This is a genomic window from Leucobacter allii, assembly GCF_022919155.1.
GTDB classification, from domain to species: domain Bacteria; phylum Actinomycetota; class Actinomycetes; order Actinomycetales; family Microbacteriaceae; genus Leucobacter; species Leucobacter allii.
Map to the genome: position 1 here is coordinate 2270900 of NZ_CP095045.1, position 16941 is coordinate 2287840.

A 16941-nucleotide genomic window follows, 5' to 3' on the forward strand; every position below is an offset into this window, starting at 1 on the left:
AGCGCGAGGCCGCGCGTCAGGAGGTCTGGCGGAGCCAGTCGCCGACGAGTGCGTTGAACCACGCGGCGCGCTCCAACGGAATGCCGTGGCCGCAGCCGCCGACCGTGATCAGCTCGCTGCCCGGGAGCGCGCGATGGATGCCGCTCGCCGATTCCCGCATGAGCCGACGCTCGCGCTGTCCCACGAGGATGAGCGCCCGTCCTGGGAACTTCGCCCAGGCCTCAGGGAGCACGAATCGGAGATTGTCTTCGACGGACGCGAGCAGTGAGCCCTTCGAGATACCCGCGCTCGTGCGCAGATACTGCCCGATCAGCCGAGCGGGAACACGCAGCTCTCGAGCCTGCAGTTTCGCGAACCACCGGACGCGCGCGAGTGGAGCTGCCACACTCAGCATGGCAAGGGTGAGCGAGGTGAACGGCAACGCATGCGCCTGCCCGCTCACGACGACCGCGTCTGAGACCAGTCCGGTCGCTCGGAGGCCAATCGGATGGCGAGTTGTGCCCCGAGGGAGAACCCGACCACTGCCGACGGGCGATCCGGCGCGTGCGTCGCGAGGAGCCGTGCTAGATCGTCGATCGTCGCGTCGTGGGAGAGGTACGGGGCGCCGGCCGAAGCTCCGTGACCGGGCAGATCGGGGACCAGCACGCGGTGGTCGGCACGCAGCTCATCTCTCAGCGAGTCCCACATCCATCCGGCGACGCCGCCCCCGTGGAGCAGAAGGACCGGAGGCGCGTCGACCGGTCCGTGCACTGCGAGGAACATGATGCGCCCTATCTTCTCACAGTCGGGTCGAGCCCCATCGGTGCGCCGGGGCGACCCCGAGGAGCAGAACACCCCCTCCGCCGAAGCGGAGAGGGTGTCTCGCGTTGCAGTGCCCCCGGAGGGATTCGAACCCCCGACCTACGGTACCGGAAACCGGCGCTCTATCCCCTGAGCTACGGAGGCGAGCAATGGCAACTCGACCAGCCTAGCGCATCTTCGGAGCCCCTCCCGCACGCGGGCGGGGACTGACGGGGACGGTGCCGGGCGGGACCGCCCGGGCGCCCGGCGCACGGCCGGCCCGCGGGCGGTCGCGCGGCTCAGTAGGCGACGGTGAAGCGCTGGCGCCGGTGCGCGGGCTCCTCGATCTCGCGCACGACGGCGAGGCCGAGGTCGGCGCCTGAGATGAAGGACTGGCCTTCCTCATCGACGAGCAGCACGTCGCCGCCCACGCGGTAGTCGCCGGTCGCCTCGCCGGGCGCCCAGGCGCCGAAGCCGCCCGCGGGGCTCAGGAAGAACCAATCGAGGGCTTCATCGCTCGCGCGCAGATCCTCGAGCACGCTGCCGAGCTCGCGCGCCTCGGGCTTGATCGCGTCGGGGAAGTCGGGCGTGTCGATGACGAGCGGGCCGCCGGGGGCAGCCTGGAGCGATCCGGCGCCGCCGACCACGCCGAAGCGCACCCCGCCCTGCTGCGCGAGCCGCGCGATCTCCGCTTCGAACGCGCGCAGCTTCCCCTGGCCCTCCAGCTCGCCGCGCGGCGACAGCGCCGAGATCACCACGTCGCTGCCCGAGACGGCGGCCGCGATCACTTCGGGGTCCGAGACGTTGCCGGTGCGGTACTCGACGCCCGCGATCGGAGCCTCAGGGGTCGACCTGCTGTAGGCCACCACGTCGTGCCCGCGCTGCGCGGCCGCCGCGACGATGTGCTTCCCGGCGTATCCGGTGCCTCCGAGAACGGTGATGCGTGCCATGTGCTGCTGTCCTTTCGATCGAGGTCGCGCGGTCGCACGCGCGACGTGCAATACTTACTGTAGGTAACTTGCTTCCCCAGGGGAAGTAGGCACTTCGCGGTAACCGAGTCGGGGCCCGCGCCGAGTTCGAGGAGGCTGGCATGACGCTGGAGCGAACGCTGGCGTTCGACCCCTACGCCAGGGAGTGCCCCACCCGGGAGCTGCTCAACCGCATCGGCGATCGCTGGACCGTGCTGGTCATCGGCGCGCTCCGCGACGGTCCGCGCCGCTTCTCCGAGATCGCCCGCCGCGTGGAGGGGGTCTCCCAGAAGATGCTCACGCAGACCCTGCGCGCGCTCGAGCGCGACGGGCTGGTCTCGCGCACCGCGTACCCCGAGGTGCCGCCGCGCGTGGAGTACGCGCTCACCGAGCTCGGGACGACCCTGCAAGAACCGCTCCAGGCCATCGAGGAGTGGGCGAGGACCCACATGGACCGGGTGCTCGAGGCGCGGGAGCGCGCCGACGCCGCCTGAGCCGCCCCGCCGACGGGGGCAGACCCCGGTTCAGGGGGCCGGTTCGGCGCCGCGATCCGCGTGCCGCCCGGCATCCGCGTAGACGCGCCCATCCGCGCGCGCATGGTACTCGCAGTCCTCGCACTGCCACCCGTCGCGGACCGGCCACATCACCGTGATCCGGCACCTGGGACAGGTCGGCAACTCTCCCGGTTCCTCGACCCCCATCGGTCCATTCTGCGCCTCCCCGGCGAGGATATCCAGCGTTTTCTGAACGCTATGCGCTCCCCCTGCACGGAGGGTCACTGCTCGGAGCCGTCGCCCGTCCGTTCGCCGTCGTCGGCCTTGCCCGCGCCGAGCAGCAGGCCGACGACGACGCCGACCGCGATCCCGACGCCGATCCACAGGCCCACGTTGCCGGTCGCGACGCCGAGCGCCGTGCCGATCGCCGCTCCGAGCGCGATGCCGACGCCGATGCTCGCCCCCTGCTTCCGTCCTGCCATGCCTCCAGGCTAGCGCCTCAGCGGTCGTCGAGCGTCTCGCCCCGACGATCGACGAGCCCCCAGGCCGCGCCCCCGCGAGCAGGAAGAAGATCGCGAAGACCCCGAAGGTGAGGCCGGATCCCCCCGCGGCGAGGAGCACCGGGACGAGGAGCGGCGCCGCGATCGACGCGATGCGCCCGACTCCCGCCGCCCAGCCCGCGCCCGTCGCACGCAGCGAGGTGGGGTAGATCTCGGGCGTCACCGCGTAGAGGGCGCCCCAGGCGCCGAGGTTGAAGAACGAGAGCGCCATGCCCGAGGCGATGATCGCCGCCTCGGCGTGCACCGTACCGAAGACGATCGCGGAGACCGCCGAGCCCAGCAGGAAGACCGAGAGGGTGAGCCGCCTCCCCCAGCGCTCGATGAGCCACGCCGCGACGGCGTAGCCGGGGAGCTGGGCGAGCGTGATGATGAGGGTGAAGCCGAAGGAGCGCACGAGGCTGAATCCCGCGTCCACGAGGATGCTCGGGATCCAGATGAACGCGCCGTAGTACGCGAAGTTCACGCAGAACCAGACCACCCAGATCGCGACCGTCCGCCCGCGGAACTCGGCGGTCCAGAGCCCCGCCAGGCGACTCCCGGCCGAGGCGGCGAGCGGCGCCGCGGCGGCGGCATCGGGCGCCGCGGTGGATGCCGCGGCGGACTCGGTCGCCGCGGCGGACTCGGTCGCCGCGGCGCCTTCGCGCACGGCCCCTCGCTCACCGTGCGCCCGCCGGCCGCGGCCTCGAACTCCGAGACGATCCGCTCGGCCTCCGCGGTGCGTCCGCGCCCCGCGAGCCAGCGCGGCGACTCGGGGAGCCCCCAGCGCACCACGAGCGCGTACACGGCGGGGACGGCGCCGAGCGCGAAGGCCCAGCGCCAGCCGTCCGCCGAGGCCGGCACGACGAAGTAGCCGATCACGGCCGAGGCCGTCCAGCCGACCGCCCAGAACGCCTCGAGGATGACGATGAGCCGACCTCGGATGCGCGCCGGTGCGAACTCGCTCACGTAGGTCGAGGCGACCGGCAGCTCGGCCCCCAGACCGAGACCCACGAAGAAGCGGAGCACGAGCAGCACGGCGACGCCGCCGGCGAGCGCGCTCGCCCCGGTCGCGAGCCCGTACACGAGCAGCGTGATCGCGAAGACCTGCCGGCGGCCGAAGCGATCGGCGAGCAGGCCGCCGAGGCTCGCGCCGATCGCCATGCCGGCGAAGCCGATCGAGGCGATGAGCCCGCTCTCCCCCTTGTCGAGCCCCCACTGCTGCGTCAGCGCGGCGATGATGAAGGAGATGAGCCCGACGTCCATCGCGTCGAGCGCCCAGCCGACTCCGGAGCCGGTGAGCAGTCTGCCGTGCTTCCTGGTGAAGGGCAGGGCGTCGAGTCGCTGCGCGAGCGAGCGCCGGCCCGCAGATGTTCCGGTCATGGCATCATCGTAGGGCCACGCGCGCGCTCAGAGCTCGGCCCCGTTGTCGGCGGCGTACTGCTCTGCGCTCAGCAGCGGCCCCTCCTCGCTCACGGCGACCCTGATGAGCCAGGCGGCGCCGTAGGGATCGCTGTTGATGAGCGCCGGGTCGTCGACGACGGCGGCGTTCACCTCGACGACCTCCCCGGCGACCGGTGAGAAGAGCTCGGAGACGGACTTCGTGGACTCTACCTCGCCGATGACGGAGCCGACGGCGACGGTCGCACCGAGCTCGGGCAGATCGACGTAGACGATCTCGCCGAGCGCATCGGCGGCGACCTCGCTGATGCCGATCGTCGCGGGGCTGCCGGCGTCGATCCACTCGTGCTCGGCGGAGTAGCGGAGGCCTGACTTGACGGTGCTCATGAGGGGTTCCTTACGGTGTTCGGTGGTCGGTACGGATCAGAAGCGGTCGGAGCGGATCGCGCCGACGCCGGTGCGGTTCGTGCGCCGTCTCGCGGCGCGCTCACCCGCCGCGCCGGTAGAAGGGCAGGGGGACGACGATGAAGGGCTCGCGCTTGCCGCGGAGGTCGACCTCGACGCGGGTGCCCGGCTCGGCCGACGCGGGATCGAGATAGGCGAGCGCGATGGGGGCGCCGAGCGTGGGACTCGGCTGCCCGCTCGTGATGCGGCCGATCGCCGCCGCCTCGACCCCGGACCCTGCGGCGTGCACCGCGTAGCCCTCGCGCCCCGCGCGCCGTCCCTCGCCCCGCAGCCCGACGAGCGTCAGGCCGGGGGGTGCGTCGCGACGGCGCTCGAGCGCGTCGCGCCCGACGAAGCGCTCGGGCTTCGCGAAGGAGACGACGGGGGCGAGACCCGCGTCGAAGGGGGTGAGCTCGAGGCTGAGCTCGTGCCCGTAGAGCGGCATCCCGGCTTCGAGCCGCAGGGAGTCGCGCGCGGCGAGTCCGGCCGGCACGAGGCCCTGCGGCCCGCCCGCGGCGAGGAGGGCGCGCCAGAGCTCCGCGGCCCGCGCGTTCGGCACGTAGAGCTCGAACCCGTCCTCGCCCGTGTACCCGGTGCGGGCGAGGAGCACGGGCACGCCGGCGACCGCGAGCTGCGCCGCGGCGTAGTACCGCAGGCCGGCGACGGCCTCCCGATCCTGTTCGGGCAGGAGCCCGTCGAGGATCGCGGCCGAGGCCGGGCCCTGCACGGCGATGAGGCTCGTCTCCGCGGTCTCGTCGGCGACACGGACCTCGAAGCCGTCGGCGCGCTCCGCGAGGGCCGCCGCGACGGTCCCGGCGTTGCCCGCGTTCGGCACGACGAGGAACTCCGCGTCCCCGAGCCGGTAGACGATGAGGTCGTCGATGATCCCGCCGTCCTCCGCGCAGATCAGCGAGTATTTCGCGCGGCCCACGGCGACCCTCGCGAGGTCCCCCACGAGTGCGCTGTTGAGGAAGACGGCGGCGTCGGCTCCGGTGACGCGCAGCTCCCCCATATGGGAGAGGTCAAAGAGCCCGGCCGCCTCACGGACGGCGCGGTGCTCGGCGAGCTCGGAGCCGTACCGCAGCGGCATCTCCCAGCCGCCGAAGTCGGTCAAGGTCGCGCCGAGCGCGTCGTGCTCGGCGCCGAGCGCGGTGCGCCTGGGGTCGCTCATGGTGTCCTGCTCTCGTCGGTCGGTGTCGTCGGGGTCGGGTGTGCGGGAGTCGGATTCGTCGGGGTGGGATTCGCGGGGGTCGCGGCTCGGCAGGTCATGCGAAGGCCTCGGGCGGCGGGCAGGAGCAGACGAGGTTGCGATCGCCGTGCGCACCGTCGATCCGCCCCACCGGCGGGAAGTACTTGTCGGCGCGGAGCGAGGCGACCGGGTACGCGGCCCGCTCGCGGGTGTATGCCCGGTCCCAGTCCGCGTCGAGCAGCGCTTCGGCCGTGTGCGGGGCGAGCCGCAGCGGCGAGTCGCCGAGGGGGCAGCGGCCCTCGGCGACGTCCGCGATCTCGCCGCGGATCGCGATCATGGCCGCGATGAAGCGCTCGATCTCGCCGAGGTCCTCGGACTCCGTGGGCTCGACCATGAGCGTCCCGGCGACGGGGAAGGCGAGCGTCGGCGCGTGGAAGCCGAAGTCGATGAGGCGCTTCGCGACGTCCTCGGCGGTGACGCCCGAACGCGCGGTGAGCTCGCGGAGGTCGAGGATGCACTCGTGCGCGACGAGGCCGGACTCCCCCGTGAAGAGCACGGGGAAGTGCTCGGCGAGCCTCGCGGCGATGTAGTTCGCGCTGAGGAGCGCCGTCCGCGTCGCCCGCGCGAGCCCCTCGGCTCCCATGAGCGCGATGTACGCGTAGGAGATCGGGAGGACCCCGGCGGAGCCGAAGATCGTCGCGACGACCGCCGCGCCGCCCGTCGCTCCCCCGCCGCGCGGATCGCCGGGGAGGAACGGGAGCAGGTGCTCGGCGACCCCGATGGGGCCGACGCCCGGGCCGCCGCCGCCGTGCGGGATCGCGAAGGTCTTGTGCAGGTTGAGGTGCGACACGTCGCCGCCGAAGCGCCCGGGCTGCGCGATGCCGACGAGGGCGTTCATGTTGGCGCCGTCGATGTAGACCTGTCCGCCGGCGGCGTGGACGAGCCCGCACACCTCGTGCACGTCCGTGTCGTAGACGCCGTAGGTGGAGGGGTAGGTGATCATGATCGCGGCGAGCTGGTCGCGATGCGCCTCGACCTTCGCGCGCAGATCGTCGAGGTCGATGTGCCCGGAGTCGGTGTTCCGCACGACGACGACGCGCATCCCGGCGAGCACGGCGGAGGCCGCGTTCGTGCCGTGCGCCGAGGCGGGGATGAGGCAGACCGTGCGGTCCGCCTCGCCCCGTGAGCGGTGGTAGCCGCGGATGGCGAGGAGGCCGGCGAGCTCGCCCTGCGCGCCCGAGTTCGGCTGCAGCGACATGCCGGCGTACCCGGTGATGGCGACCAGTCGGCGCTCGAGCTCCGCGATGAGCTCGCGCCAGCCGACGGTCTGCTCGGCGGGCGCGTACGGGTGGATGCCCGCGAACTCCGGCCAGGAGATGGCCTCCATCTCGGCGGTCGCGTTGAGCTTCATCGTGCAGGATCCGAGCGGGATCATCGTGCGGTCGAGCGCGAGGTCGCGGTCCGCGAGGCGGCGCAGGTACCGCAGCATCTGGGTCTCGGAGCGCACGGTGGCGAAGATCGGGTGGCTGAGGTAGTCGCTCGTGCGGGCGAGCGCCGGCGGGAACGCGGCGCCCGGCGCCGGCGCGCTCGGCTCGGCGGCGCCGAAGGCGCGCGCCACGGCGGCGATGTGCGCGGCCGTCGTGGTCTCGTCGGTCGAGACGCCGACCGTGCCCGCATCGATGCGGCGCAGGTTGATCCCGGCCGCGGCCGCGGCCGCGATCACCGCGTCGGCGCGGCCGGGGACCTCGGCGACGACCGTGTCGAAGAACGAGGCCGAGGCGAGCGGGATCCCCGCGGCGGCGAGCGCCGCGGCGAGCGCCCTCGCGTGCGCGTGCACGCGCTCGGCGATGGCCCGGAGCCCCTCGGGGCCGTGGTACACGGCGTACATCGACGCCGTGATGGCGAGCAGCGCCTGCGCGGTGCAGATGTTGCTCGTCGCCTTCTCCCTGCGGATGTGCTGCTCGCGGGTCTGCAGCGCGAGCCGATAGGCCTGTCGGCCCGCGGCGTCCCTGGACACGCCGACGAGGCGGCCGGGGAGCGAGCGCTCGAGCCCGGCGCGGACCGCGAGGTACGCCGCGTGGGGGCCGCCGAAGAAGAGCGGCACGCCGAAGCGCTGGGTGCTGCCCACGGCGACGTCGGCGCCCTGCTCGCCCGGCGGCACGATGAGGGTGAGGGAGAGCAGATCGGCGATCACGGTCACCATCGCGCCGCGCTCCCGCGCCGCGGCGATCGTCGCCGCGTGGTCGACGACGGCGCCGCGGTCGCCCGGCTGCTGCAGCACGATGCCGAAGAGCTCCCCCTCGGGCAGCCCGGCGCCGAGGTCGGCGACCTCGACCTCGAAGCCAAGCGCCTCGGCGCGGCCCCGGATCACGGCGATGGTCTGCGGGAAGAGCGCGGCGTCGAGCACGGCCTTCGCGGTGGGCGACGCCTTGCCGGCGCGGCGCATGAGGAGCACGGCCTCGGCGGCCGCGGAGCTCTCGTCGAGCATCGAGGCGTTCGCCACGGGCAGCGCCGTGAGGTCGGAGACCATCGTCTGGAAGTTCAGGAGCGCCTCGAGGCGTCCCTGCGAGATCTCCGGCTGGTACGGCGTGTACGCGGTGTACCAGGCGGGGCTCTCGAGGACGTTCCGACGGATCACCGGGGGCGTGTGCGTGTCCGAGAAGCCCTGCCCGATCATCTGGACCATCGGGGTGTTCTTCGCCGCGAAGCCGCGGAGCTCGGCGAGGATCTGCTCCTCGCCGACGCCGGCGGGGAGGTCGAGCGGACCGTCCATGCGGATGGCGCTCGGGACCGCGGCGTCGACGAGTTCGTCGAGCTCGGCGTAGCCGAGGCGGTCGAGCATGGCCCGCACATCGGCGGGGGCGGTCACGCCGATGTGCCGGTCGGCGAAGGCGCTGGCTGGAGGGGTGGGGCTCACGAGGATCTCCGAGGGGACGTCGTGCGGGGCACGAAGCGGACGAGAGGATCCTCCCCGCTCTGTGATGGGTACCTGAGAGATTCGGATGCGCCCGCCCGGGCGGGCGCATCCTTGCACCGTCGGTGAGCCGGCGCTCGCGCGCCTGCCGCTTTCCAGAGTCGCCGTGTCGTGACGGTACGGGGGCCTGAGAGATTCCCGGGGAGGGGTTGCTCCTACGGCGCCGGGCGCTCGGCCCGGGCTCTCCCGCCATGACGTGATGGCCGGTATTCAGATGTGCTGCTGCGGTCTCACTCTACACGGCGCGCGGCCGATCGGGATCGCCGGCGGCGTCCGTGCCGTCGAGCGCCAGGAGCTCCTCCTCGACCTCCCCGCCGTAGCCTTCGCGCTGCGGGTCGCCGTGGAGCCCGCCCGAGACCGCGTACTCCTCCTCGGGCGAGAGGATGAGGCGGTGGCGGGTGTAGAGCCCGAAGATGAGCAGGCCGACGACGTAGACCACCACGATCGCCACGATGGCCGGACGGAAGGTCTCGTTGAGCAGGAAGCCGAGGAAGATGAGCGCCGAGATCACGGCCGCCGCCGCGGCGCCGAACACGCCCCAGGGGCTGCGATACGGTCGCTTCGCATCGGGGTACTTGCGGCGCAGGATGATGAAGGACAGCATCTGCATGAAGTAGGCGAGCACGGCGCCCCACACGGCGATGTTCAGGACGACGGCGCCGCCGACGCCGCTGTCGCCGCCCGTGAGCTCCACGATGACGAGCGCGGCGAGGCCGATGATCGCCCCGGCGATGAGCGCGACCCAGGGGGTCTGGCGCGAGCCCGTGAGCGAGAGGAACTTGGGGTAGTAGCCCGCGCGGGAGAGGGAGTAGAGGTTGCGCCCGTAGGCGAACATGATTCCCTGCAGCGAAGCGAGCAGGCCGAACAGCGCGAAGAGGGCGAGGAGACCGGCGACCCAGGCGAGATCGTCGCCGAGGATCGCGCGGAAGCCGTCGAGGAGCGGCTCCCCCGCGACACCCGTGGCCTCGGCGCCGAGCACGGCGGTGTTGAGCAGGAGCACGAGGAGGCCGGTGACGATGAGGGTGCCGCGGGCCCAGAGGCCGGCGCGCGGGATGTCGCGGACGGGATCGTGCGACTCCTCCGCAGCGAGGGGCAGCTCCTCGATGCCGAGGAAGAGCCACATGGCGAAGGGCAGCGCGAAGAGGATCGGCAGCACGCCGTGCGGCAGGAAGGCGGACTGCCCGGGGTCGGGCGCGATGTCGAGGAGGCTCCCCCAGTTCACGGTGCCGCTCGCGAACGCCATGACGGCGAAGAGCACGAGCACGCCGATCGAGACGAAGGAGACGACGATCGCGAACTTGAGCGAGATGGCCGCGCCCGCCGTGTTGAGCGCCACGAAGGCGGCGTAGAGGATGATCCACCACACCCAGTTCGGCAGGCTGAACCCCATGAGCCCCTCCGTGACGCCGTTGGCGTAGCCCGCGGAGAAGTAGACGATGACCGCGGTCGTCGCGACGTACTCGATGGATTCCGCGAGCCCCGTCACGAAGCCGCCCCACGGCCCCATCGCCGCGCGGCCGAAGGAGTAGGCCCCTCCCGTGTGCGGCATGGCTGCGGCCATCTCGCCGATGGAGAAGACGAGGCCGTAGTACATGACCACGAGGATGGCGAAGGCGATGAGCATGCCGCCGAAGCCGGCCGCCTCGATGCCGAAGTTCCATCCGGAGAAGTTGCCGGAGATCACGGCCCCGACGGCGAGGCCCCAGAGCCCCCAGACGCCGGCGGCGCGCTTGAGCTTGCGCTTCTCGAAGTACCCGGATTCCGCGGTGGTGTACGTCACCCCGGAGACTCTCAACGTGTCCTTGGCCATCTCGGCCCCTTTCACTGCGGTGTGATCGGTGCGCGTCGTGCGTCGTCGACGCTGCGGTGGTGCGATGTCGAGACCGACTATAGCGATCTATTGGTCGTTTACCACCACCTTTATGTAAATTCTTCCGCGCGATCACCGAGGGGGACGTGCTTTAATGGTCGAGCGATCGACCATTGACGTGACACCCGGTCTCGACGACGAGCAAGGAGCCCACATGATCCCGAACAGCGGCAACCTCACCCCGGACGAGCTGAGGCGGGCCGTCGCCGCGGGCGAGATCGACACCGTGATCGTCGCGTTCACCGACGTGCAGGGTCGGCTGGTCGGCAAGCGCATCTCCGCGAGGCTCTTCCTCGAGGACGCCATGGAGCACGGCTCGGAGTGCTGCAACTACCTCCTCGCCGTCGACGTCGAGCTCAACACGGTCGACGGCTACGCGCTCACCAGCTGGGAGAGCGGCTACGGCGACATGGCGATGATCCCGGATCTCGGGACGCTCCGCCTCGCCCCCTGGCTCCCGGGCACCGCGCTCGTCATCGCCGACCTCACGACTGCCGCCGACCACGCCCCCATCGCCGTCTCCCCCAGGCAGATCCTGAGGCGCCAGGTGGAGCGGCTCGCCGAGCGCGACCTCGTGCCCTTCGTCGGCACCGAGCTCGAGTTCATCGTCTTCGAGGACGACTTCCGCTCCGCGTGGCGCAAGGGCTACCGCGACCTCACCCCGGGCAGCGACTACAACGTCGACTACGCCCTCCACGCCTCGACGCGGATGGAGCCGCTGCTGCGCGACATCCGCAATTCCATGGACGGCGCCGGCATGTACTGCGAGGGCGTGAAGGGCGAGTGCAATCTCGGCCAGCAGGAGATCGCCTTCCGCTACGCCCACGCGATCACCACCTGCGACAACCATTCCATCTACAAGAGCGGCTCCAAGGAGATCGCCGACGCGCACGGCAAGAGCCTCACCTTCATGGCGAAGTTCAACGAGCGCGAGGGCAACAGCTGCCACGTGCACACGAGCCTGCGCAGCGCCGCGGGCGCACCCGTCTTCGCCGACGCCGACGCGCCGGACGGCATGTCCCCGCTGTTCCGCAGCTTCGTCGCCGGCCAGCTCGCCGCCATGCGCGAGTTCACGCTCCTCTTCGCCCCGAACATCAACTCCTACAAGCGCTACGTCGACGGCAGCTTCGCGCCGACGGCCGTCGCCTGGGGGCACGACAACCGCACCTGCGCGCTGCGCGTCGTCGGCCGGGGGCACGCCATGCGGGTCGAGAACCGCGTGCCGGGCGGCGATGTGAACCAGTACCTCGCGGTCGCGGGCATGCTCGCCGCCGGGCTCGACGGCATCGAGCGCGGGCTCGCACTCGGCGAGCCGCTCGCGGGCAACGCCTACGACAGCGACATCGCCCGCGTGCCCACCACCCTCCGCGAGGCCGCGGACCTGTTCGAGCGCTCGGAGCTCGCCCGACGGGCCTTCGGCGACGAGGTGGTCGAGCACTACGTGCACGCCGCGCGGATCGAGGTCGCCGCCTTCGACGCCGCCGTCACCGACTGGGAGCGCGTGCGCGGCTTCGAACGACTCTGACCCCCCTCCCCCACGAGCACCAGGAGCCGCCATGGATCCCGCGCCGATCATCGGCATCACGAGCTACCTCGAGCAGGCCCGGACCGGGGTCTGGGACGTCCGCGCATCCTTCCTCCCCGAGGTCTACCTGCGCGGCGTCACCGACGCCGGCGGCATCGCCGTCGTCCTCCCGCCGCAGCCGGTCGCCCCCGGCGTCGCCGAGGCGATCGTCGGGGCGCTCGACGGGCTCGTGCTCTCCGGGGGCGCCGACGTGGATCCCGCGCGCTACGGGCAGCGGCCGCACGAGCGCACCGGGGCGCCGCGCACCGATCGGGACGAGTTCGAGGCCGCGGTGCTGCAGGCGGCGATCGACATCGAACTCCCCTTCCTCGGGATCTGCCGCGGCGCGCAGGTGCTCAACGTCGAGCGCGGCGGCACGCTCACCCAGCATCTGCCCGACCTCGTGGGCGACGACCGCTACCAGCTCGGCGCCGGCCGCTTCAACCGCATCGAGGTAGAGGTCGACCCGGGCAGCAGGATCGGAGGCCTCTTCGGCGACGAACCGCGGGCCGTCGCCGACCTCTACCATCATCAGGGGATCGACCGCGTCGGCGACGGCCTCACCGTCACCAGCCGCACCGCGGACGGCGTGATCGAGTCCCTCGAACTCGACGCGGTGCCCTTCGGCATCGCGGTCCAGTGGCACCCCGAGGAGAACGCGGCGGATCGCCGCCTCTTCGCAGGCCTCGTCCGCGCCGCCCGCGCCCACCGGCGGTCCCGCACCGGCGCGCCAGCGCCCCGAGCGTCAGGAGCATCATGAGCTACACCGTCATCAACCCGGCCGACGGGACCGTCGTCCGCGAGGTCGCCCACCTCGACCTCGCGGACACGGACGCCGCGATCGCGCGCGCCGCGACCGCGCAGCGAACGTGGGCGCGGCTCGCGCCCGCCGACCGCGCACGGTCGCTCCGCCGCTTCGCGGACGCCGTCGACGGCGATCTCGAGCACCTCGCCGGGCTCGAGACGGCGAACTCGGGGCACCCGATCACGCAGTCGCGCTGGGAGGCCGGGCACGTGCGCGACGTGCTCGAGTACTACGCGGGATCGCCCGAGCGGCTCATCGGCCAGCAGATCCCCGTCGCGGGCGGACTCGACGTGACCTTCCACGAGCCGCTCGGCGTCGTGGGGGTCATCACGCCGTGGAACTTCCCCATGACGATCGCCTCCTGGGGCTTCGCACCGGCCCTCGCCGCCGGGAACGCCGTGCTCCTGAAGCCGGCGGAGTGGACGCCCCTCACGAGCATCCGCCTCGGCGAGCTCGCGCTCGAGGCCGGCCTCCCCGAGGGGCTCTTCCAGGTCCTCCCCGGTCGCGGCTCCGTCGTCGGCGACCGCTTCGTCACCCATCCGGAGGTGCGCAAGGTGGTCTTCACCGGCTCGACCGCCGTCGGCAAGCGGATCATGGCCGGCTGCGCCGAGCAGGTGAAGCGCGTCACCCTGGAGCTCGGCGGCAAGAGCGCGAACATCGTCTTCGCCGACGCAGACATCGAGCAGGCCGCCGCGACCGCGCCCTACTCGGTCTTCGACAACGCCGGGCAGGACTGCTGCGCGCGGAGCCGGCTGCTCGTGCAGCGCAGCGTCTACGACCGCTTCATGGAGGGCTTCGAGCGGGCGGTGCAGGGCGTGCGGGTCGGCGACCCGACGGACGAGTCGACCGAGGTCGGCCCGCTCGTCACGCTCGCCCACCGCGAGAGCGTCGCGGCCTTCCTCACCGAGGACGTGCCCGTCGCCTTCCGCGGCACCGCGCCCGAGGGGCCGGGCGCCTGGTTCGCGCCGACCGTCGTGACGCCGGAACGCGGATCGCGGATCGCCACCGAGGAGGTCTTCGGCCCCGTCGTGGCCGTGCTCCCCTTCGAGGACGAGGCCGATGCGATCGCGCTCGCGAACGCGACCGACTACGGCCTGAGCGGCTCGATCTGGACGCGCGACCTCGCGCGCGGCATCCGCGTCGCCCGCGGCGTCGAGGGCGGCAATCTGTCCGTCAACTCCCACTCCTCCGTCCGGTACACCACCCCGTTCGGCGGGTTCAAGCAGTCCGGCATCGGCCGAGAGCTCGGCCCCGACGCCCCGCTCCACTTCACCGAGACGAAGAACGTCTTCTTCGCCGCCGAGTAACCCGCAGCCCCGAATCCGAAGGAACCCCATGAACGATATCGCCCCCATCGACCTCACCCAGCGGCTCGCCGGAAAGGTCGCCGTCATCACCGGCGGCGGCAGCGGCATCGGCCTCGCCACCGCCAGGCGCATGCGCGCCGAGGGCGCCACGATCGTCATCGGCGACATGGACCCCGCGAGCGGGCAGGCGGCGGCCGATGCGGTCGACGGCCGCTTCGTGCGGGTCGACGTCACCGACGAGACGCAGGTGAACCACCTCTTCGACACGGCGGCCGAGGCCTTCGGGTCGGTCGACATCGCCTTCAACAACGCCGGCATCTCCCCCGACGACGACGACTCGATCGAGGTCACCGAGCTTCCCGCCTGGGAGAAGGTGCAGGACGTGAATCTCAAGAGCGTGTACCTCTGCTCGCGGGCGGCGCTGCGGCACATGACGCGGCAGGGCTCGGGCTCCATCATCAACACCGCCTCCTTCGTGGCCGTGATGGGCTCGGCGACCTCGCAGATCTCCTACACGGCCTCGAAGGGCGGCGTGCTCGCGATGACCCGGGAGCTCGGCGTGCAGTTCGCCCGCCAGGGCATCCGGGTGAACGCCCTCTGCCCCGGACCGGTGAACACGCCGCTGCTGCAGGAGCTCTTCGCGAAGGACCCCGAGCGCGCCGCCCGGCGCCTCGTGCACATCCCCGTCGGCCGCTTCGCGCGGCCGGAGGAGCTCGCGGCCTCCGTCGCCTTCCTCGCGAGCGACGACGCATCCTTCATCACGGCCGCCACCTTCCTCGTCGACGGCGGCCTCACGAGCGCCTACACGACGCCGGTCTGAGGCGCCGACGTGACCGCCTCTGCTGAGGGCCTCGAACTCCTCGTCCGGGCCGTCCGCCCGACGAACGCCTACGAGGAGACCATGCAGCGCCTCCTGCAGTCCGTCCGCCTCGGCCTCATCTCCCCCGGGGAGCGGCTGCCGGCCGAGCGCGAGCTCGCCGGCATGCTCAAGGTGAGCCGCGACACCGTGCGCGACGCCCTCGCGACGCTCGGCGAGGCGGGCTTCGTCGTGTCCCGGAGGGGCCGCTACGGCGGCACCTTCGTCGTGGACGAGCTCCCCACCGGCTCCCCGGCGGCGGCCCTCGGGGCCGGCGGCTCCGAGCCCGGCTCCGCGGAGGTCGAGGACACGACGACGCTGCGACGCGTCCTCGAGGTGGGGGCGGCGCGGGAGGCCGCCGCGCGCGAGCTCAGCGCCGAGGAGCGGGCCGCGCTCGCGCGCGCGCTGGAGGACTGCGCCGGATCGGACGACGCGAGCCATCGGCGGCTGGACTCCCGGCTGCACCTGCTCATCGCCGAGCTCTCCGGATCCCCGAGCCTCGTCCCCCTGGTCGCGAACCTCCGCACCCGCGTGAACGCGCTCCTCGACGCGATCCCGATGCTCCGCCCGAACCTCGCGCACTCGGACGCGCAGCACGAGGCCGTCGTGACGGCGATCCTCGCCGGGCGCCCGCAATCGGCGGCAGAGGCGATGCTCGAGCACATCGAGGGCTCAGCGGCCCTGCTGCGCGGATTCCTCTCCGAGCGCTGAGGCGCGCAGCGGGAGCGCCACGCGCACGTCGAGCCCGCCGTCCCCGCGCGCGGCGAGCCGCAGTTCGCCGTCGTGGGCCCGCACGATGCTCCGCACGATCGCGAGGCCGAGCCCCACGCCCTGGTGCTCCCCGCGCACCCGCTCGGCGCCCCGCCGGAACGGCTCCGCGAGCGTCGCGACCGCCTCGGCCGGCACCGGTTCGCCCGAGTTCTCCACGTGGAGCGTCGCGGCGCCGTCGGCGCTCGCCGTGGAGACGCGCACGAAGCCGCCCGCGACGTTGTGGACGATGGCGTTCTGCACGAGGTTCGTCACGAGCTGCAGCAGCAGTTCGGGCGAGCCGGGCGCCACGGCCGCGTCGCCGGCGACCTCGAGCGCGATGCCGCGACGCTCGGCGAGCGGCAGCAGCGCCTCGGCGGCCTCCTCCGCGGTCAGCGAGAGGTCCACGGGCTCGGGGACGAAGACGCGCTGATCGGCGCGGCTGAGCGCGAGCAGCGCCTCGGTGAGCCGGATCGCGCGCGCGTTGACCTCGCGCAGCCGGGCCAGCAGCTCCGTCCGCGGGGCATCCGGGTCGCTCTCGGCCACCTCGAGCAGCGTCTGGGTGATGGCGAGCGGCGTGCGCAGCTCGTGGGACGCATTGGCGGCGAAGCGCTGCTGCTCGGCGAGCTGCCGCTCCAGTCGCCCGAGCATGGCGTCGAAGCTGTCGGCGAGCTCGCGGAACTCGTCCTGCCTCCCAGGCAGCTCGATCCGATGGGAGAGCGACCCGGCCGACGCCGCCCGGGCCGCCCGGGTGATGCGGGTGAGCGGAGCGAGCATGCGCCCGGCGAGCAGCCAGCCGCCGAAGAGACCGGCCGCGAGCAGCCCGCAGAACGCCCATGCGGCCGCAGGGACGAAGGCGCGGACGAGATCGTCGCGTCCGGGGACGAAGCCGCCGGGGGTCGGCGTGGCGTCGGGCGGCACATAGCGCAGGAGGAAGACGTAGACGACGGCGAGCAGCAGACCGCCAGAGACCATGATGACGAGCGCGTAGCTCAGCGCGAGCTGC

15 protein-coding genes, 1 tRNA gene, 1 pseudogene and 2 riboswitches are annotated in these 16941 nt (G+C 72.5%); of the genes and pseudogenes, 6 read left to right on the forward strand and 11 right to left on the reverse strand.

Features of this window, described 5'->3' with window-relative positions; genetic code table 11:
- Nucleotides 1–16 precede the first annotated feature (16 nt).
- The 4 genes from MUN78_RS10565 to MUN78_RS10580 form a co-directional block, all read right to left on the reverse strand.
- Nucleotides 17–385 carry an alpha/beta fold hydrolase gene (locus tag MUN78_RS10565; RefSeq protein ID WP_244726334.1) on the reverse strand — a complete coding sequence of 123 codons (369 nt, stop codon included), beginning with the start codon at nucleotides 383–385 and terminating at the stop codon, nucleotides 17–19.
- Between the two features lie 53 nt (nucleotides 386–438).
- A complete protein-coding gene (locus MUN78_RS10570) occupies nucleotides 439–762 on the reverse strand; it encodes an alpha/beta fold hydrolase (RefSeq protein WP_244726336.1) in 324 nt (107 codons plus the stop codon).
- Nucleotides 763–872: 110 nt separating this feature from the next.
- Nucleotides 873–945 (reverse strand) — tRNA-Arg (locus MUN78_RS10575).
- Nucleotides 946–1079: 134 nt separating this feature from the next.
- Nucleotides 1080–1730 carry an NAD(P)-dependent oxidoreductase gene (locus MUN78_RS10580; RefSeq protein ID WP_244726337.1) on the reverse strand — a complete coding sequence of 217 codons (651 nt, stop codon included), beginning with the start codon at nucleotides 1728–1730 and terminating at the stop codon, nucleotides 1080–1082.
- A 140-nt stretch (nucleotides 1731–1870) separates the two neighbouring features.
- Here MUN78_RS10580 and MUN78_RS10585 point away from each other — a divergent pair, with 140 nt between their 5' ends.
- On the forward strand, nucleotides 1871–2242 hold the full coding sequence (locus tag MUN78_RS10585) for a winged helix-turn-helix transcriptional regulator (RefSeq protein WP_244689725.1): 372 nt from the start codon (nucleotides 1871–1873) through the stop codon (nucleotides 2240–2242).
- 281 nt (nucleotides 2243–2523) lie between these two features.
- Here MUN78_RS10585 and MUN78_RS10590 read toward each other — a convergent pair whose 3' ends face one another.
- From MUN78_RS10590 to MUN78_RS10615, 6 genes and pseudogenes are all read right to left on the reverse strand, one after another.
- Nucleotides 2524–2724, reverse strand: coding sequence for a glycine zipper domain-containing protein (locus tag MUN78_RS10590; RefSeq protein WP_244689726.1), 201 nt, complete (start codon nucleotides 2722–2724; stop codon nucleotides 2524–2526).
- Between the two features lie 17 nt (nucleotides 2725–2741).
- Nucleotides 2742–4161, reverse strand: a pseudogene (locus MUN78_RS10595) (MFS transporter).
- 27 nt (nucleotides 4162–4188) lie between these two features.
- Nucleotides 4189–4566, reverse strand: a complete 378-nt coding sequence (gcvH, locus tag MUN78_RS10600; protein WP_244726339.1) for a glycine cleavage system protein GcvH — start codon at nucleotides 4564–4566, stop codon at nucleotides 4189–4191.
- 100 nt (nucleotides 4567–4666) lie between these two features.
- A complete protein-coding gene (gene gcvT / locus MUN78_RS10605) occupies nucleotides 4667–5794 on the reverse strand; it encodes a glycine cleavage system aminomethyltransferase GcvT (RefSeq protein ID WP_244726341.1) in 1128 nt (375 codons plus the stop codon).
- A gap of 94 nt (nucleotides 5795–5888) precedes the next feature.
- Nucleotides 5889–8735: an aminomethyl-transferring glycine dehydrogenase gene (gcvP, locus tag MUN78_RS10610; protein ID WP_244730063.1), complete on the reverse strand. Its 2847-nt coding sequence runs from the start codon at nucleotides 8733–8735 to the stop codon at nucleotides 5889–5891.
- A 51-nt stretch (nucleotides 8736–8786) separates the two neighbouring features.
- Nucleotides 8787–8887: riboswitch (glycine riboswitch) on the reverse strand.
- 4 nt (nucleotides 8888–8891) lie between these two features.
- A riboswitch (glycine riboswitch) is annotated at nucleotides 8892–8985 on the reverse strand.
- Between the two features lie 36 nt (nucleotides 8986–9021).
- Nucleotides 9022–10596 (reverse strand): amino acid permease, encoded by a 1575-nt coding sequence (locus MUN78_RS10615; RefSeq protein WP_244689734.1) that lies wholly within the window; start codon nucleotides 10594–10596, stop codon nucleotides 9022–9024.
- Nucleotides 10597–10810: 214 nt separating this feature from the next.
- On the opposite strand from MUN78_RS10615, the gene MUN78_RS10620 reads away from it, so the two are divergent.
- The 5 genes from MUN78_RS10620 to MUN78_RS10640 are packed head-to-tail and all read left to right on the forward strand — an operon-like array spanning nucleotide 10811 to nucleotide 15899.
- On the forward strand, nucleotides 10811–12181 hold the full coding sequence (locus MUN78_RS10620; RefSeq protein WP_244689736.1) for a glutamine synthetase family protein: 1371 nt from the start codon (nucleotides 10811–10813) through the stop codon (nucleotides 12179–12181).
- 31 nt (nucleotides 12182–12212) lie between these two features.
- The gene (locus tag MUN78_RS10625; RefSeq protein ID WP_244689738.1) at nucleotides 12213–12980 is read left to right on the forward strand and encodes a gamma-glutamyl-gamma-aminobutyrate hydrolase family protein; all 768 of its coding nucleotides are present in this window, start codon (nucleotides 12213–12215) and stop codon (nucleotides 12978–12980) included.
- The gene (locus MUN78_RS10630) at nucleotides 12974–14332 is read left to right on the forward strand and encodes an aldehyde dehydrogenase family protein (protein WP_244730065.1); all 1359 of its coding nucleotides are present in this window, start codon (nucleotides 12974–12976) and stop codon (nucleotides 14330–14332) included. Before MUN78_RS10625 ends, MUN78_RS10630 begins: the two co-directional genes overlap by 7 nt.
- Nucleotides 14333–14360: 28 nt before the next feature.
- A complete protein-coding gene (locus MUN78_RS10635; RefSeq protein WP_244689740.1) occupies nucleotides 14361–15152 on the forward strand; it encodes a 3-oxoacyl-ACP reductase in 792 nt (263 codons plus the stop codon).
- A 9-nt stretch (nucleotides 15153–15161) separates the two neighbouring features.
- Nucleotides 15162–15899 (forward strand): FadR/GntR family transcriptional regulator, encoded by a 738-nt coding sequence (locus MUN78_RS10640; RefSeq protein ID WP_244689741.1) that lies wholly within the window; start codon nucleotides 15162–15164, stop codon nucleotides 15897–15899.
- On the opposite strand, the gene MUN78_RS10645 is transcribed toward MUN78_RS10640, so the two are convergent.
- Nucleotides 15861–16910, reverse strand: coding sequence for a sensor histidine kinase (locus tag MUN78_RS10645; RefSeq protein WP_244694037.1), 1050 nt, complete (start codon nucleotides 16908–16910; stop codon nucleotides 15861–15863). The two genes, MUN78_RS10640 and MUN78_RS10645, sit on opposite strands and share 39 nt — an antisense overlap.
- Nucleotides 16911–16941 lie beyond the last annotated feature (31 nt).

Coding starts and splice junctions, on each gene's coding strand:
- MUN78_RS10570 (WP_244726336.1), bottom strand. CDS start 762: ATGTTCCTCGCAGTGCACGGACCGGTCGACGCGCCTCCGGTCCTTCTG.
- MUN78_RS10580 (WP_244726337.1), bottom strand. CDS start 1,730: ATGGCACGCATCACCGTTCTCGGAGGCACCGGATACGCCGGGAAGCAC.
- MUN78_RS10585 (WP_244689725.1), top strand. CDS start 1,871: ATGACGCTGGAGCGAACGCTGGCGTTCGACCCCTACGCCAGGGAGTGC.
- MUN78_RS10590 (WP_244689726.1), bottom strand. CDS start 2,724: ATGGCAGGACGGAAGCAGGGGGCGAGCATCGGCGTCGGCATCGCGCTC.
- gcvH (WP_244726339.1), bottom strand. CDS start 4,566: ATGAGCACCGTCAAGTCAGGCCTCCGCTACTCCGCCGAGCACGAGTGG.
- gcvT (WP_244726341.1), bottom strand. CDS start 5,794: ATGAGCGACCCCAGGCGCACCGCGCTCGGCGCCGAGCACGACGCGCTC.
- MUN78_RS10615 (WP_244689734.1), bottom strand. CDS start 10,596: ATGGCCAAGGACACGTTGAGAGTCTCCGGGGTGACGTACACCACCGCG.
- MUN78_RS10620 (WP_244689736.1), top strand. CDS start 10,811: ATGATCCCGAACAGCGGCAACCTCACCCCGGACGAGCTGAGGCGGGCC.
- MUN78_RS10625 (WP_244689738.1), top strand. CDS start 12,213: ATGGATCCCGCGCCGATCATCGGCATCACGAGCTACCTCGAGCAGGCC.
- MUN78_RS10635 (WP_244689740.1), top strand. CDS start 14,361: ATGAACGATATCGCCCCCATCGACCTCACCCAGCGGCTCGCCGGAAAG.
- MUN78_RS10645 (WP_244694037.1), bottom strand. CDS start 16,910: ATGGTCTCTGGCGGTCTGCTGCTCGCCGTCGTCTACGTCTTCCTCCTG.